Origin of the sequence: Halomonas sp. R57-5 (genome assembly GCF_900070345.1) — a bacterium.
Lineage (GTDB): Bacteria > Pseudomonadota > Gammaproteobacteria > Pseudomonadales > Halomonadaceae > Vreelandella > Vreelandella ventosae_B.
Genome location: NZ_LN813019.1, coordinates 4,214,483 through 4,228,854, shown reverse-complemented (window position 1 = coordinate 4,228,854; position 14,372 = coordinate 4,214,483). Strand labels below are relative to the sequence as shown.

The window sequence follows — 14,372 nt, the reverse complement described above, 5'->3', positions numbered from 1 at the left end:
CAATGTATCGCCGTTTTTTTAAAATATCTACATTTTTTTAAAACGCAGAATTTAATTTTTGCGACGCAGCGCTTAACTGATGCCACGATCCTTAAGGACGCGGGTAATAATCGGCACCGGGGTCATCAAGTGGTCGCGCATCAGCGTGTCGGCTTCAGCGGTGTCGCGAGCCAGAATGACATCGACCAGCGCGGCGTGCTCCTGACGCTTGAGCTCCAACGCCTGGGGCGACATTACGGTTTCCTGCAGCCATAGGTGGCGGTAGCGCTCTACCTGATCAAACAGGGTGTTGCGCATTTGTAGCAGGTGAGGGGAGTTGCAGCCGCTGGCGATGGCGGTATGGAAGGCTTTATGGCGCTGATCCCAAAGGTCGAGCAGGTCGTCGGGGGTATTGATGTCGGTGACCTTGGCCAGGCGATGGGCGGTGGCCAGCACGGTGGCTTCCCAGTCGTCGTCGCCGCGCTCAATAGCCAACCTCAGGATCAGCCCTTCAAGCTGGGCCCGGGCGTCGTAAATATCGTTTAGTTCGGCCAGCGACATTGGCGCCACCCGGTAGCCGCGCTGGCTAATGGCCACGACTAAACGATCAGCGACCAGCTGTGAGAGCGCTTCCCGGAGCGGCCCGGTGCTGGCGCCGTACTGCTCTTTCAGGTGGCTCATTAGCAGCTTTTGTTCAGGGGCGTAGCGGCCACGAATAATGTCATGTTTGAGTTGGCGGTAAGCGCTGATGGCGAGATTTTGCCGCGGTGCGTCTTTCTCCCTACTATTTTCTTCTTTAAAACCGGGCTCCATAGCAGTGTGGCTCCTATCCTGAATCAATAACAAAGGGGGTGGCGGAAAATTAACGGCCATTATCAATAAATATTAACAATTTGGCATAGGGTAAGACATTTATGCAGGATTTCGTTATTTTAAACCGCTTAGGAAGCTAGCTCGGCCTTACCTGTTATGCCGCCATTGTTGAACACGTAAAGGGGCCGCTGCGCTGATAACGCCCTATTAGCATCTAACGCATTAGCCGTGCTAACTTCTCTTCCACCGCTTCTGGTTGCTAGTTGATGGCGATCAGAAGCAGGGGGATTCAACACTTCCTTTATCGTCAACCATACCTATAAGTCCAAGCAGGACGGAGGAAACGCTCATGCGAACTCTACGCTCTCTATACACCACAGCCGCTGCTGCATCTATGCTCGCGGTCGCGCTCCCGGCAAGCGCCCAACAGCTTTCTATCGCCACTGGTGGTACTGGCGGCGTTTACTATCCAATCGGCGGTGGTTTTGCCGAAATGATCAACAACCATATCGAAGGCGCTCAAGCGACCGCCGAAGTCACCGGTGCCTCGGTTGAGAACATGGGCCTGATCATGCGCGGCGATGCGGATCTTGCCCTGGCACTGGCTGATACGGTCTATCAAGCCTACAACGGCACGGATGACTTTGAAGGTCGTCAGGTTGAAAACATCCGCGCGCTCGCCTCGGTTTACCCCAACGCGGTTCAGCTGGTGACGCTGGCCGAGTCGGATATCGAAACGATTGCTGACCTTGAAGGCAAGCGCGTTTCCGTCGGTGCGCCGGGTAGCGGTACCGAGCTAAACGCCCGCGCTTTGCTGGAAGCCAATGGCATCAGCTATGAGGACTTCACTCCCCAGCGCCTTAACTTCAACGAAACCGCTGATGCGATTCGCGATGGTGATATCGACGCCGGTTTTTGGAGCGTTGGGCCGCCTACCAGCTCGATTCTCAMCCTGGCCGCGACCCGCGATATTCGCCTGATTAGCCTATCTGATGAAGAAGTAGCCAACGCTCAGGCAGAAGAGGAAGTCTTCGCTCCCTACGAGCTTGCCGCCGGTATGTATGACGGTATGGATGAAGCTGTACAGACCATTGGTATCCCCAACGTTCTCGTTGTTAACTCTGAGATGGATGAAGAGCTGGCTTACCAGTTGACCCAACTGCTGTTCGAAAATACTGACGAGCTGATTGCGGTTCACCCGGCGGCGAACGACACCACCGTTGAGTTCACCATGGACTCTACTCCGGTGCCGTTACACCCCGGTGCACTGCGCTACTTCGAAGAAGTGGGTGCCGAAATCCCGGATCGTCTACGTCCGTAACCACTCTCCGTCACTACTACAGTCCGTAACTACCACAGGACATTGAAGGATATTGTCATGCAGTGGCAGCAACGACTGGTGGCGCTACTCATTGCATGTTGTCCATTCGCCGAAGTGGGGGCTTCCCCCGCTTCGGCGTCGGCGTTTATGCGCTTAGCCGTGGKGACCGAACAAGGCGACGCCTTGGTGGATGAAACGGTGCCTGCGGGCGGTCGCTGGTGTATTAAGTGGCAACACTCTGTTGAACACTTTACGGTACTGGACTGCTATCGCAATGCGGCGGGTGTCATGCAGTTGGAGCGTAGCCATCAACCCGACTTTGCCGCTGGGCTTGGGCATATCTTTGGTCGTGGTGAACAGGTCTCCGACGGTGAGGGCGGCTACTGGATTAATGCGATTAACGAGCCTGTCGCCAATAACCGTTATGTGTTGAGGGTCGGTTCTCCTGCCGTCAACCATCGCGTAGTGTGGCCAGACGGTGAGCATGCGCCGGTGAGCCTAAGTGAACACGCCGCTGGGCAACGCGTGACCATTCAGCTAATAGCCCCTCACGCACCCCTGCGTGAATAAAAACGACATTAGTTAACGCTTCCGAGGACTTCATGAGCGAATCCAAGCAACCGTCGAGCGTGGTGCCGGGCGGTAATGTGATTCAACCCCGCATGGTGCTGTGGTCGATCACCATTGTGGCGGTGGGTCTTTCCCTGTTCCAACTCTATTCAGCCGGTATACAGCCCTTGGGGCTTTTTTATCAGCGCAGCATTCACCTCGCATTGATCATGATACTGGCGTTTTTAATGTTTCCAGCCTTTGGCCCCACCCGTAAGCGTGGTGTATTGGGCTGGGGGCTTGATCTGGTGTTTTTTGCCGGTGCGGTGCTGACCGGTGGTTATTTAGTGCTCAACCTGGATGAGATCTTTAGCCGTGCGGGGTTCTGGAATGACACCGATATTCTGGTTGCCTGTATTGCCACGGTGACCGTTCTGGAAGCTAGCCGCCGCGCGGTGGGGTTTGGGATGACCGTGATCGGCCTACTGGCCATTGTCTACGCCTTTGCCGGGCCGCGGGGTGAGCTGCCGTGGCTGGGTGAGTGGATGCCGGGCATTCTGGAGCACCGTGGCTACACCATTGACCGGGTGGCCGGTCAGCTCTACCTGGGGCAAGAGGGCATCTTTGGCCTGCCGCTGGGCGTCGCGGCGACCTACATCTTTATCTTTGTGCTATTCGGTGCTTTTTTGGAGTGTACCGGGGCGGGCAAGTTCTTTATCGATATGGCCTACGCAGCGACTGGCCGTCAGCGCGGCGGGCCCGCCAAAGCGGCGGTATTAGCCTCGGCGGGCATGGGCTCGATTTCCGGCAGCGCGATTGCCAATGTGGTCACCACCGGTGCCTTTACCATTCCGTTGATGAAAAAACTTGGCTACAAAGCCAAGCAGGCAGGKGGCATCGAAGCCGCGGCCTCGACCGGCGGGCAGATTATGCCGCCGCTGATGGGCGCCGGGGCGTTCTTGATCGCTGAGTATACCAATACGCCGTACCTGGATATCGTCAAAGTCAGCATTCTGCCGGCGATTATGTATTTCGCCACGGTCTATCTGTTCGTCCATATCATTGCGCTTAAGCAAGGTATGCAGGGCCTGCCCAAAGACGAGTTGCCCCAGATGCGTCAGGTTATGAAAGATGGCTGGCACTTCCTGCTGCCGCTGGCCGTGCTGGTGTGGCTGTTGGCGATGAGCATGTCGCCGATGCGGGTTGGCTACTACGCAGTTGTCACCATTTTGGCAGTGGCAGTATTGCGCTATGTGCTGTGGTTCTTCTTTGTAGCGCCTCGGCAGGGGCAGCCGGTGACCGCATCGGCCGTCAAAGACGTGGTGCGCGCTGGTTTTGCCAAGCTGATCGAGGGCTTGGAACTCGGTGCTCGCAACGCGGTAGCGGTTTCCATGGCCTGTGCGGTAGCTGGGATTATTGTTGGCGTGGTGGGGTTGACCGGTTTAGGGCTTAAGTTCTCTTCCATGATGCTGGCTTTCTCCGGTGGCAACCTGGTGTTGGCGCTGGTGATGGTGCTGTTGGCAAGCCTGGTGCTGGGGATGGGGCTTCCCGTTACCGCCAGCTATATCGTGCTCATCGTACTCGTGGGACCGGCACTTACCGCTGAATTCGGTGTGCCGCTACTGGTCGCGCACCTGGTGGTGTTCTGGTACTCCCAGGACTCTAATGTGACGCCGCCCATCGCCTTGGCAGGCTTTGCCGGGGCGGCGATTGCAGGCAGTAAACCGATGGAAACCAGTTTCCAGGCGTGGAAATTTGCTAAAGGCCTCTACTTAATTCCGCTGTTTATGGTCTTCAATCCCGAAATCATTATTGGTGGCCCTGTGCCGGTGGTGATCTGGAACGGGGTGATTGCGATTCTGGCATTAGGTGCCTTTGCTGCGGCGCTGGAGGGCTATCTGTTTACCAAAATGTCGTGGCTACCGCGCATCGCGATTACCGCCGCGATTTTTGGCGTGTTCTACCCCAACCTGATGACTGAAATTGCCGGGGTAGTGGTTATGATCGTCGCTATTGGCGCTAACTGGCTGGCCAGTAAGCGCGAAACGCCGGCGACACCCGTTAGTGGTTAAACGTTAGGCGACCCTACATACAGACCCAAAGGTAGCCAGTAACAGAAAAGGCCCGGAGAGATAATCTCCGGGCCTTTTGCTTGGTGGGCCATTTGTTTGGTGTGCTACGGCATTGGCTGGTTTAGAAGATCGAGTTAGAAGATCGACTCAGCGGTGCCTGAACCCTCGGAACCACTGGCTTCTTCCAGCTCGCGGCTAATGCGGCGCTGCTGGTAATCCGGCAGATGATCCTGATGAAACAGCTCGGTAATCCCGCCAGACTGGCCGTCCGCTAAGCGTTGGCCGGTGTCCGGATCTACGCGCGCGGTGACCACCGTTTCAGGGCGTTCGGGCACGGCGCTTGGCGTACCTTCCAGGGCATCCCCCATAAACTCTACCCAAATGGGGAGCGCGGCCTGAGCACCATACTCAGAGATGGTTTCGTTGCTGTCCTTACCCACCCAGACTGTGGTCACCAGATCGCTATTAAAGCCCGCAAACCAGGCATCACGCTGACTGTTGGTGGTGCCGGTTTTGCCGACGATATCGTCACGGTTAAGGCTTAATGCACCGCGGCCAGTGCCCGAGGTGATAACGTCGCGCAGCATATCACGCAGGATATAAACAGCCGCCGGGTCGACTACCCGTTTGGCGATCGGGTATTCGCGGCCATCAATTTCCACCGTCTCCTGGTCTTCGGCACAGCTGGGGCATGCCACCTGTGGTGTAGCTTCATCGATCACTTCATTGTCATCGTCACGGGTTACCCGCTCAATAAACCAAGGCGACACCTGGAAGCCGCCATTGGCGAGTACTGCATAGGCGTTAGTCATCTCCATCGGCGTTAAGCTCGCACTACCTAGCGCTAATGATAAGCCGCGCGGGAGTTGGGTAGGAGAGAAGCCGAAACCTTCCAAGAAGTTAATCGTGTAATCCAGCCCCATGGTTTGCAACACACGGATAGTGACCAGGTTACGCGAACGGGCGAGGGCCGGACGTAAGCGCATAGGGCCTTGGAAATCGCGGCTAGAGTTGACCGGCCGCCACAACGAATTGCTGCCGTCGTCGAGTACCACGGGCGAATCGTTAACCACGCTGGCGGCGKTCATCTCTCCCTCTGCCAGAGCTGCTAAGTAAATAAACGGTTTGAAGATTGAGCCCGATTGACGTCGTGCCTGTACCGCGCGGTTGAACTTACTGGCGTTAAAATCAAAACCGCCCTGAAGTGCCAGAATAGCGCCGGTTTGCGGGTCTTGAGCGACCAACGAGCCTTCAGCGTCTGGCTGTTGAGAGAGGCGCAGCGAGCCATCTTCATTCTCAATGACGCGTACCAGGTCGCCGCGTACAGCAATCTCTTCCGCCGAACTGGGCTCGGCGCCACGGCTACGCGGGCTCAGGTAAGGGCGTGCCCAGCTCAAGCCGTCCCAGCCAACCGTCTGTAGGCCATCGTCGCGGGTCAGTACCTGCATTTCACGGCCACTGCTCTCTACCACAATGGCGGGCTGAAGCAGGCCATAGTTGGGCGTGCGCTCAAGCACCTGAACCCAGTTGCTCACGTCGCCATCGATGCCTTCGACTTCCGTCTGGCTGCGCTGGGCGGCTTGGCGGGCGGTCTGGCGAATCTCGGGCGACTCGGAAAGCTCCTCTTCTAGGCCTTGGGTCGCGGTTTGCTCCTGGGCTTCGAGAAGGCTGGCGGCAATATCACTCTGCTCTGGCCCGCGCCAGCCATGGCGCAGATCGTAGGCAGCCAACCCATTGGCCAGCGCTTGGCGGGCAAAGGGCTGCAGCTCGCTATCGATGGTGGTGTAAACGCGATAGCCGCCGGTGTAAGCCTCATCGCCAAAGCGCTCCACCGCATACTGACGGGCCATTTCAGAGACATAGGCGGCATCGACTTCTGCTTGCGTGTAGTGACGACGGGCGGTGACGGGTTCCTGAACGGCAGCTTGATAGGTGGCGTCATCGATATGCCCCAGCTCGCGCATGCGGAATAGGATCCAGTTACGACGAATCAACGAACGCTCGGAGTTAGCCAGCGGATTAAAGGCAGACGGTGCCTTGGGTAAGCCGGCAATCATGGCTGTTTGCGCCAGGCTAAGCTCGGCGAGTGGTTTGTCGTAGTAGGTTTCGGCGGCGGCAGCGATACCGTAGGCGCGATTACCCAGGAAAATCTTGTTCACGTAAAGCTCGAAGATTTCCTCTTTATTGAGTATCTGCTCCATTTGCAGCGCCAGCAGGATTTCACGAATTTTACGCGTAAACGTCTGATCCAGCGTCAGCATATAGTTACGCGCGACCTGCATGGTGATTGTCGAGCCGCCGGATTGAATATCGCCACTCATCGTCAGTTGAAGCATGGCCCGCGCCAAACCACGCGGATCGACGCCGGCGTGGTCGAAGTAGCTGGCATCTTCAGCGGCGGTCAAGGCGTCGATCATATCCTGTGGAATTTCGTCAAAGTTGATCGCCATGCGGCGCTCTTCACCGAATTCGCCAATCAATTTGCCGTCTTGAGTAAAAATTCGCAGCGGGGTGCTTAGTTCGAAATTCTGCAGTTGGCGAACGTCGGGCAATCCTGGGGCAAAGTAAATGGCGGCGCCAATCACGGCTAAGGCGGTGGCGCCCACCAACGACACAATGAGGAAAAACAGCGACACAATAAGGGTTCGAAGAAACGTCATGTACGAAAAACACCCTGGGAAGAATAAAAAAGATCGGCATCTAAGCGGCCGTATCATGCAATTGGCAGCCATTATAGGAACCTGAGGCGGCGGCCACCAGTGTTGATATGCGCTAAGTTGGTTCGCGTGTGACTAAATTAAAAATAATGTAACCTCAAACCATATGTAACAAACGGGCGACAAGCAGGTGGAGCCAAACCCCAATATGCGCTTTCTAAAATCTGCTAAAGGGTTGATCGGCGTCGATATTACCTCGGCGACCGTCAAGCTGCTTGAGCTTAAACAGTGCCACGATAATTACCAAGTAGAAAGCTATGCCGTACGTCCCCTGCGCGAAGGAGCGGTCGTGGAACGGCGTATCCGCGATATTGATGACGTCGCCAGTGTGCTTAGCCGTGCAGTGGAGCACGCCAAGCCCTCTACCCGTAAAGCGGCGGTGGCCGTTCCCGCCAGTGCCGCGATTACCAAAACGCTGAGCTTCCCCATCGGGTTAAGTGAAGAGGAGATCGAAGAACATATCGTGGCCGAATCAGACCGCCATATTCCGTTTCCGTTCAATGAAGTGGCGTTTGATTTTGAGTGCCTGGGCCCGGCGCCCTTTGACGATGAGCAGCAGCAGGTAGCGCTGGTTGCCTGTCGGCAGCAGGATGTGACCCAGCTCACCGACACGCTGGAGCGGGCTGGCTTAGAGCCCGCGGTGGTAGACGTGGAAACCTTTGCTATGGAGCGTTCGCTCGCCGAGCTGCGTCGCCAGCTAAAGGTGGAGAATGATCCCACCGCCTGCATTGGGTTGGTGGATATTGGCGCTAATATGAATGCCTTTCACGTCGTCCGTGGTGGGCATATCGTCTATACCCGCGACACGGCGTTTGGCGGCCGTCAACTCACCGATGCCATTCGTGACCGCTACGACCTGAGCATGGAAGAAGCCGGCTTCGCCAAAAAGCGTGGCGGGCTGCCCGGTGATTACCATGAGCGGGTGCTCAACCCGTTTCTGGAAACCGTGGTGCAGCAGGTGGGGCGCTCCTTGCAGCTCTATTACACCGCCGGGCGTCAGCAAGAGGTAAAGCACATTGTGCTGGCGGGCGGGTCAAGCGTGATTCCAGGGCTTGCCGAGCGCATTGCTGAAGATAGTGGTATGTCGGTGACTGTTGCTAACCCTTTTCAGCGCATGCAGGTCAATAAGCGCTTAAACCTTCAGGCATTGAGCAACCATGCTCCGGCAATGCTCACCGCGGGTGGCTTGGCCATGAGGGTGAGTCAATGAGAGCTAGTTGGTGAGAGTTAGTTAGTGAGGCTTAGTTAGTAAGAATTAGTTAGTGAGAATTAGCCGATGAGCATGAACATTAACCTGCTGCCCTGGCGGGAAGTCCAGCGTGAAAGGCGAACCCGCAAATTTTATGTGATTGTGGCGGCTATGCTGGCGCTGGGCGTGGTGCTTGGCCTGCTGATCTCTCAGCTCTACCAGTTTAAATTAGCGGCCCAGCAGCAGCGTAATGCTTACATCAGCGGCCATATTGAGCGTCTTAATGCCGATATCGCCAGCGTTTCACGTTACGCCAGCGATGCCGAGCGGTTAGGCGAGCAGATCGCCGTCTTCCAAACGTTGCAGTCAGAACGAGCGGATGCCGTACAGCTATTTAACGACGTGGCGGAGAGCGTGGCTAATGGCGTTATTTATCAACGCTTAGCGAAAAATGGTGGCAGCGTGAGCGTCACCGCGGTGGCGGGCAGCGATCGCCAGGTTTCCGAACAGCTGCGCCGAATTGCTGCGCTGCCGGGTTTAGGCGTGCCCTCGCTCTCGGCGGTCGAAAGTGAGCCAAACGGCTCAGGCCGTGTGTTTCGTTTTGATGTGGAACAGACCGCTGCAGCGCTTCCGCAAGGCGTTGAGGAGGCGCTTCCATGACGCTTAACCGCGAACAGTGGGCGATTGAGTGGCAGCGCCTGCGCGCTGTTGACTGGCGGGATCTAGACGTTAAAGAGGCCGGTAGCTGGCCATGGCTATTAAAGGTGTTGAGTTGCTGTCTGGCGCTGCTGGCCGCACTGAGTGTCATGATGTGGTTAGTGGTGAGCGAGCAGCGCGAAGCTTTGATGGCCGCCCAGCGCCAAGAAGTCAGGTTGCTGAGCGAATACCGCAGTAAAGCCTCGCAAGCGGCCTTTCTGCCGGAAATGCGCGAGCAGTTGGTGACCCTGGAAGGTCAGCTGGGGCGTTTGCGCACCATGCTGCCCACCGAGGCGGAAATTCCCTCGCTACTCGATAGCATTTTCGATGCCGCCGTTGATAATCATCTGACCATTGAAACGATTCGACTGCGGCCAACACAAACCCAGGCCCATTATGCCGAGCAGCCGCTGGATATACAGGTGCGCGGCGGCTATCACCAATTGGCGCATTTTAGTGCCGATATTGCCGCGCTGCCGCGTATGGTGACCCAGCACGATTTTACCTTGGCGCCCGTTGATGGTCGTGGCGACACGCTGCGCCTTTCGTTACTCGCGCGCACCTACCGCTATGTGGAGGAGGATGACCCGTCCTCCAGCGAGGGGGCGGACGCGCCATGAGAGCTAAATCGACGGCACTGCTGGCGGTAAGGGTAACGCCTATTATCACGCTGGCGGCCTCAGTGGCGCTACTGACAGGCTGTGCGGACGCCGACCTAGCGCAGCTTGATGGCACGCTGGCCGATATTCGTCAGTCCCCAGGCGGGCAGCCGCCGGTTGTGGCTATCGCGCTGCCCGAAAGCCAGAATTTGGCCTATTTATATAGCGACGGACGTAGCCCTTTTTTGCCCCCCGACGCGATTGCTCAGGGCGGCGCTGATCGAGGCGAGGGCGCCCTTGCGCCTGATCCGCAGCGCGCCCCAGAGCCGCTGGAGCGCTTCTCGCTGCAAGAGCTGCGATTGGTCGGTACCATGCGTATGGGGGAGCGGCAGGTAGCATTGATTGCCTCGCCGGATGGCAATGTGACCAGCGCCAAAGAGGGCAACTATATGGGCGCCGACTATGGGCGTATCGCCGAGATCAGGGCACAAGAAATACGTGTTACCGAGCGAGTGTTCACCCAGCAGGACGGTTGGCAGGAGCGGCAGGTGTCGCTGGTCATTAACGAAAACAACCAGTAAGCGGAAATAGCTCATGGCAGTTACAGCTTGGCGAATGACTCTTTTTATGGCCATGGCCGCACTATGTTTCGCACTATGTTTACTGTTGCCTTCACTGGCGGCTGCCGCGGTGCTGACAGATATTGACGTCCTGCCCGCCGAGAACGCTGGAGCCTACCTTGACCTGCATTTCACCGGCGACGTGCCCGCGCTGCGGAGTTATCGCCTGGACTCTCCGCCGCGAGTGACGCTGGATTTGGCAGAGACCCAAAGTGGGCTCGATAACCGGCGCATTAACGTTAATCGTCTTGGCATTGCGCAGATTACCGCCTTGGAGGGCAATGGCCGTACTCGCCTGGTGGTCAATCTCAGCGAGCCTCAGGCGTTCACGTCTAGCGTGCTGGATGATCGTCTACGTATTACCTTTACTTCAGATGCCAGCCGCTCGCTTAGCTCATCGCCTGGCATCGCTTCAGCGGGGCTTGAAACCGACGAAGGGCCGCAGATTGAGAATATTGATTTTCGCCGCGGCGCAGACGGCGCCGGTCGGTTGCTAGTCACCTTTGATCGCGAAGGGGTCGAAGCCAACGTGCGGGAAGGGGCCCCCGACCAGGTGCTGGTGAGCCTGAGCGATGTGGCCATTCCTGACGCGCTTAACCAGGTCTACGATGTCACCGACTTTGCGACCCCCATCACGCGGATTACGCCCCGCGCCAGCCAAGGCGACACCCAGTTAGCGATCGCCATCCAGGGCGCTTATGCGATGATCTCCTCGCACAGTGGCCGTACGCTGACGGTGGAAGTGCAGCCCGCCAGCCAACAGTCACAACCCTCTGAAGCGACAGGTGAACGCTTCAACGGCGAGCGTTTGAGTCTTAACTTTCAGGATATCGAAGTGCGTTCGGTGCTGGCCACGCTGGCCGAATTTACCGGGCTAAACTTAGTTGCCAGCGATAGCGTAACGGGGCGCGTGACGCTCAACTTAAATGATGTTCCCTGGGATCAGGCGTTGGCACTGATTCTGCAAAGCCAGCAGTTATCGAGCCGTGAGCAGGGCAATGTGATTGTCGTGGCGCCCGCCAGTGAGCTGGCTGACTTTGAACGCCAGGAGCTAGAGGCGCGCAACCAGCGTGAAACACTCTCGCCGCTGGTCACCGAGTTTATCGAGATCAAGTATTCCCGGGCCGAAGATTTAGCCCAGTTGCTGCGCGGTGGTGATGAGGATGGCTTTGGACTTCTCACCGAGCGTGGTCGTGTCAGCGTTGATAAGCGCACCAATACGTTGCTGGTGCAGGATGCCGCCGAACAGGTGCGCGATATTGTGCGTATCATTGATCGTTTGGATGTCGCCGTCCGCCAAGTACAAATAGAAGCCCGCATTGTGATCGCTCGAGACACCGCTTCCCGTGAACTGGGCATTAACTGGGGTGTGTCGAGCACCCGCGGCTTTCAAGAGGGGGTTGACGGCACCTTCAGTCGACGCGATATCAATCCTAATGGTATCAACCGCGCGCAGGGCGGCTTAGCTGTAGATTTGGGGGAGGCCACCGGGCCAGGCACCGGCTTTAGCTTTGGCTATTTATCCGGCGATATTTTGCTGGATTTAGAGCTGCGCGCGCTAGAGAGTGAAGGTAAAAGCCAGACCATTTCACAGCCCAGAATTATTACCGCTAATCAGCGCACCGCGCGCATTAGCCAGGGTGAAGAGCGCGCCTTCCAGAGCGTGGATGGCAACGATAATCCGGATACCGAGTTCAAAGAAGCCGAACTCTCGCTGGAAGTCACTCCGCAAATCACGCCGGATAACCGCATTATTATGGATCTGGTGATCAAAAATGACAGTTTCCGAGAATCGGAATTTGGCGGCGAGCCGCCGATTGATACCAACCAGATTGAGACCCAAGTGCTGGTAGATAACGGCCAAACGGTAGTGTTAGGTGGTATTTTGACCACCGAAGAGCTGCGCCAAATCGCCAAAACACCGCTTTTGGGTGATATTCCTTTGTTCGGTAGACTGTTTCGCTATACCGAAGAGAGCAATGAGAAGGKAGAGTTGTTAGTCTTTATTACTCCACGACTCCTAGACGATGGCTTAACGGTTCGCTGATGCAGGATTTACCCAATTTATTTCTCATAGGCCCCATGGGGGCTGGCAAAAGCACCATTGGTCGCCTACTGGCGGCCGAGCTTGCGCGTCCGTTTTACGACAGTGACCACGCCATCCAAGACCGCTGCGGGGCTGATATCCCGTGGATTTTCGATGTGGAGGGCGAACAGGGCTTTCGACTGCGGGAAATTCATATGATCGATGAGTTAACCCAGCTCTCTCCGGTGGTGGTCGCCACTGGCGGCGGCGCGGTGCTGCGCGAAGAGAATCGCCGTGCCCTGCGCGAGCGGGGCACGGTGGTCTACTTGTTGACCACTGTCGACCAGCAGCTCAAACGGACGGCGAAAGATCGTAACCGGCCGCTACTGCAGTGCGCTAACCGCGAGCAGGTGCTCAACGACATGTTCGCCCAGCGCGATCCACTCTATCGAGCCACCTCGGATATTGCCGTGCGCACCGACCGCCGCAGCCCCAGGGCGGTGGTCAATGAAATCCTGCGCCGGGTCCATCGGCTGGTAGACCCGCTTGAATCCCCATCATCGTCGGCTGGAACGTTTAATCATAAGGTATCCCCATGACCTCGACCGCTAGCGCGCAACGCACGCTTAACGTTGCCCTAGAAGAGCGCAGCTACCCGATTCATATTGCTACCGGCCTGATGGGCCGTGCCGATATGTTGACCCCCTACCTGGCCGGACAGCAGGTGATGGTGGTGACCAACGAGACGATCGCGCCTCTCTACCTGGAAATGCTATGCACCAGCCTGCCGGATCACTTGGATGTTCGCACCGTGGTGCTCCCCGATGGCGAGCAATACAAAACGATTGATCAGGTCAGCCGCATTTGGGATGCGCTGCTGGAGGCCGGTTTTAACCGCCGCTGCACCCTGATCGCCTTGGGCGGCGGGGTGATTGGCGATATGGTCGGCTACGCCGCCGCCTCTTATCAGCGTGGCGTGGCCTTTATCCAGGTGCCCACCACGCTGCTTTCCCAGGTGGATTCCTCCGTGGGCGGTAAAACCGGCGTTAACCATCCGCTGGGTAAAAACATGATCGGCGCTTTCTGGCAGCCCAAAGCCGTGCTGGTGGATATCGACACCCTTAAGAGCCTGCCCCGCCGTGAGCTCGCAGCGGGGATGGCCGAGGTGATCAAGTACGGCTTGATTCGTGATGAAGCGTTTTTAAGCTGGTTAGAAGCCAATATGGCCGCGCTGCTGGATGTGGTGCCGGAGATTGTCGCCGACGCCATAGCGCGCAGTTGCCAAATCAAAGCGGACATTGTCGCCGAAGATGAAACCGAGCAGGGCGTCCGGGCGTTGCTTAATCTGGGCCACACTTTTGGCCACGCCATTGAGGCCCACCAGGGCTACGGCAATTGGCTACACGGCGAAGCCGTGGGCGCGGGCATGGCCATGGCGGCAACGCTGTCTCATCGCTTAGGCTGGATTGACGATGCGGCCCTGGCACGCAGCCTGGCGGTGATCGAGAGCGCCGAACTGCCGTTAGCGGCCCCGGCGAATATGACCAGCGATGACTTTTTAGCCCGTATGCGGCTGGATAAGAAAAATATCGACACCCGCCTGCGCCTGGTGCTGCTTAACGCCCTAGGCGATGCCTGCGTCAGCGATGCTACGCCCGTAGACGTTCTCCGCACGCTGCTTGATGACTATCCGCGCCGCTGAGCAACGACAGTCGCAAGCTCATTAAAGCGCGTTCTAGTTAAGAGAGAGGCCCAGCCCTCATTAGCCGCCGTGTAAAACCAGGCGCGTTA

The 14,372-nt window shown here is 57.2% G+C and carries 12 protein-coding genes; 10 read left to right on the top strand and 2 right to left on the bottom strand.

Features of this window, described 5'->3' with window-relative positions; translation table 11 throughout:
- Positions 1-72 precede the first annotated feature (72 nt).
- A complete protein-coding gene (gene csiR / locus HALO_RS19190) occupies positions 73-792 on the bottom strand; it encodes a DNA-binding transcriptional regulator CsiR (protein ID WP_045812169.1) in 720 nt (239 codons plus the stop codon).
- 349 nt (positions 793-1,141) lie between these two features.
- On the opposite strand from csiR, the gene HALO_RS19185 reads away from it, so the two are divergent.
- Genes HALO_RS19185 through HALO_RS19175 form a run of 3 tightly spaced genes read left to right on the top strand, consistent with a single transcriptional unit; the run spans position 1,142 to position 4,734 of the window.
- Positions 1,142-2,113, top strand: coding sequence for a TAXI family TRAP transporter solute-binding subunit (locus tag HALO_RS19185; RefSeq protein WP_050713877.1), 972 nt, complete (start codon positions 1,142-1,144; stop codon positions 2,111-2,113).
- A gap of 57 nt (positions 2,114-2,170) precedes the next feature.
- Entirely contained in the window at positions 2,171-2,683 is a 513-nt protein-coding gene (locus HALO_RS19180) for a DUF1850 domain-containing protein (protein WP_050713876.1), read from the top strand.
- 32 nt (positions 2,684-2,715) lie between these two features.
- Positions 2,716-4,734 carry a TRAP transporter permease gene (locus HALO_RS19175; RefSeq protein WP_035576758.1) on the top strand — a complete coding sequence of 673 codons (2,019 nt, stop codon included), beginning with the start codon at positions 2,716-2,718 and terminating at the stop codon, positions 4,732-4,734.
- A gap of 134 nt (positions 4,735-4,868) precedes the next feature.
- Here HALO_RS19175 and HALO_RS19170 read toward each other — a convergent pair whose 3' ends face one another.
- A complete protein-coding gene (locus HALO_RS19170) occupies positions 4,869-7,394 on the bottom strand; it encodes a penicillin-binding protein 1A (protein WP_050713875.1) in 2,526 nt (841 codons plus the stop codon).
- 205 nt (positions 7,395-7,599) lie between these two features.
- Here HALO_RS19170 and pilM point away from each other — a divergent pair, with 205 nt between their 5' ends.
- From pilM to aroB, 7 genes are all read left to right on the top strand, one after another.
- Positions 7,600-8,661, top strand: a complete 1,062-nt coding sequence (gene pilM, locus HALO_RS19165) for a type IV pilus assembly protein PilM (RefSeq protein ID WP_035576763.1) — start codon at positions 7,600-7,602, stop codon at positions 8,659-8,661.
- Positions 8,662-8,727: 66 nt separating this feature from the next.
- Positions 8,728-9,300, top strand: coding sequence for a PilN domain-containing protein (locus HALO_RS19160; RefSeq protein ID WP_035576765.1), 573 nt, complete (start codon positions 8,728-8,730; stop codon positions 9,298-9,300).
- A complete protein-coding gene (locus HALO_RS19155; protein ID WP_035576767.1) occupies positions 9,297-9,956 on the top strand; it encodes a type 4a pilus biogenesis protein PilO in 660 nt (219 codons plus the stop codon). Before HALO_RS19160 ends, HALO_RS19155 begins: the two co-directional genes overlap by 4 nt.
- On the top strand, positions 9,953-10,516 hold the full coding sequence (locus tag HALO_RS19150) for a pilus assembly protein PilP (protein WP_035576768.1): 564 nt from the start codon (positions 9,953-9,955) through the stop codon (positions 10,514-10,516). Before HALO_RS19155 ends, HALO_RS19150 begins: the two co-directional genes overlap by 4 nt.
- 13 nt (positions 10,517-10,529) lie before the next feature.
- Entirely contained in the window at positions 10,530-12,602 is a 2,073-nt protein-coding gene (gene pilQ / locus HALO_RS19145) for a type IV pilus secretin PilQ (RefSeq protein WP_092490871.1), read from the top strand.
- Positions 12,602-13,180, top strand: a complete 579-nt coding sequence (aroK, locus tag HALO_RS19140; RefSeq protein ID WP_035576771.1) for a shikimate kinase AroK — start codon at positions 12,602-12,604, stop codon at positions 13,178-13,180. Before pilQ ends, aroK begins: the two co-directional genes overlap by 1 nt.
- Positions 13,177-14,283, top strand: coding sequence for a 3-dehydroquinate synthase (gene aroB / locus HALO_RS19135; RefSeq protein WP_035576772.1), 1,107 nt, complete (start codon positions 13,177-13,179; stop codon positions 14,281-14,283). The genes aroK and aroB overlap by 4 nt, the downstream gene beginning before the upstream one ends.
- Positions 14,284-14,372: the final 89 nt, after the last annotated feature.

What these genes read in the sequence shown, in the direction of transcription:
- csiR (WP_045812169.1), bottom strand. Translation starts at nt 792, where the DNA reads ATGGAGCCCGGTTTTAAAGAAGAAAATAGTAGGGAGAAAGACGCACCG.
- pilM (WP_035576763.1), top strand. Translation starts at nt 7,600, where the DNA reads ATGCGCTTTCTAAAATCTGCTAAAGGGTTGATCGGCGTCGATATTACC.
- HALO_RS19160 (WP_035576765.1), top strand. Translation starts at nt 8,728, where the DNA reads ATGAGCATGAACATTAACCTGCTGCCCTGGCGGGAAGTCCAGCGTGAA.
- HALO_RS19155 (WP_035576767.1), top strand. Translation starts at nt 9,297, where the DNA reads ATGACGCTTAACCGCGAACAGTGGGCGATTGAGTGGCAGCGCCTGCGC.
- HALO_RS19150 (WP_035576768.1), top strand. Translation starts at nt 9,953, where the DNA reads ATGAGAGCTAAATCGACGGCACTGCTGGCGGTAAGGGTAACGCCTATT.
- aroK (WP_035576771.1), top strand. Translation starts at nt 12,602, where the DNA reads ATGCAGGATTTACCCAATTTATTTCTCATAGGCCCCATGGGGGCTGGC.
- aroB (WP_035576772.1), top strand. Translation starts at nt 13,177, where the DNA reads ATGACCTCGACCGCTAGCGCGCAACGCACGCTTAACGTTGCCCTAGAA.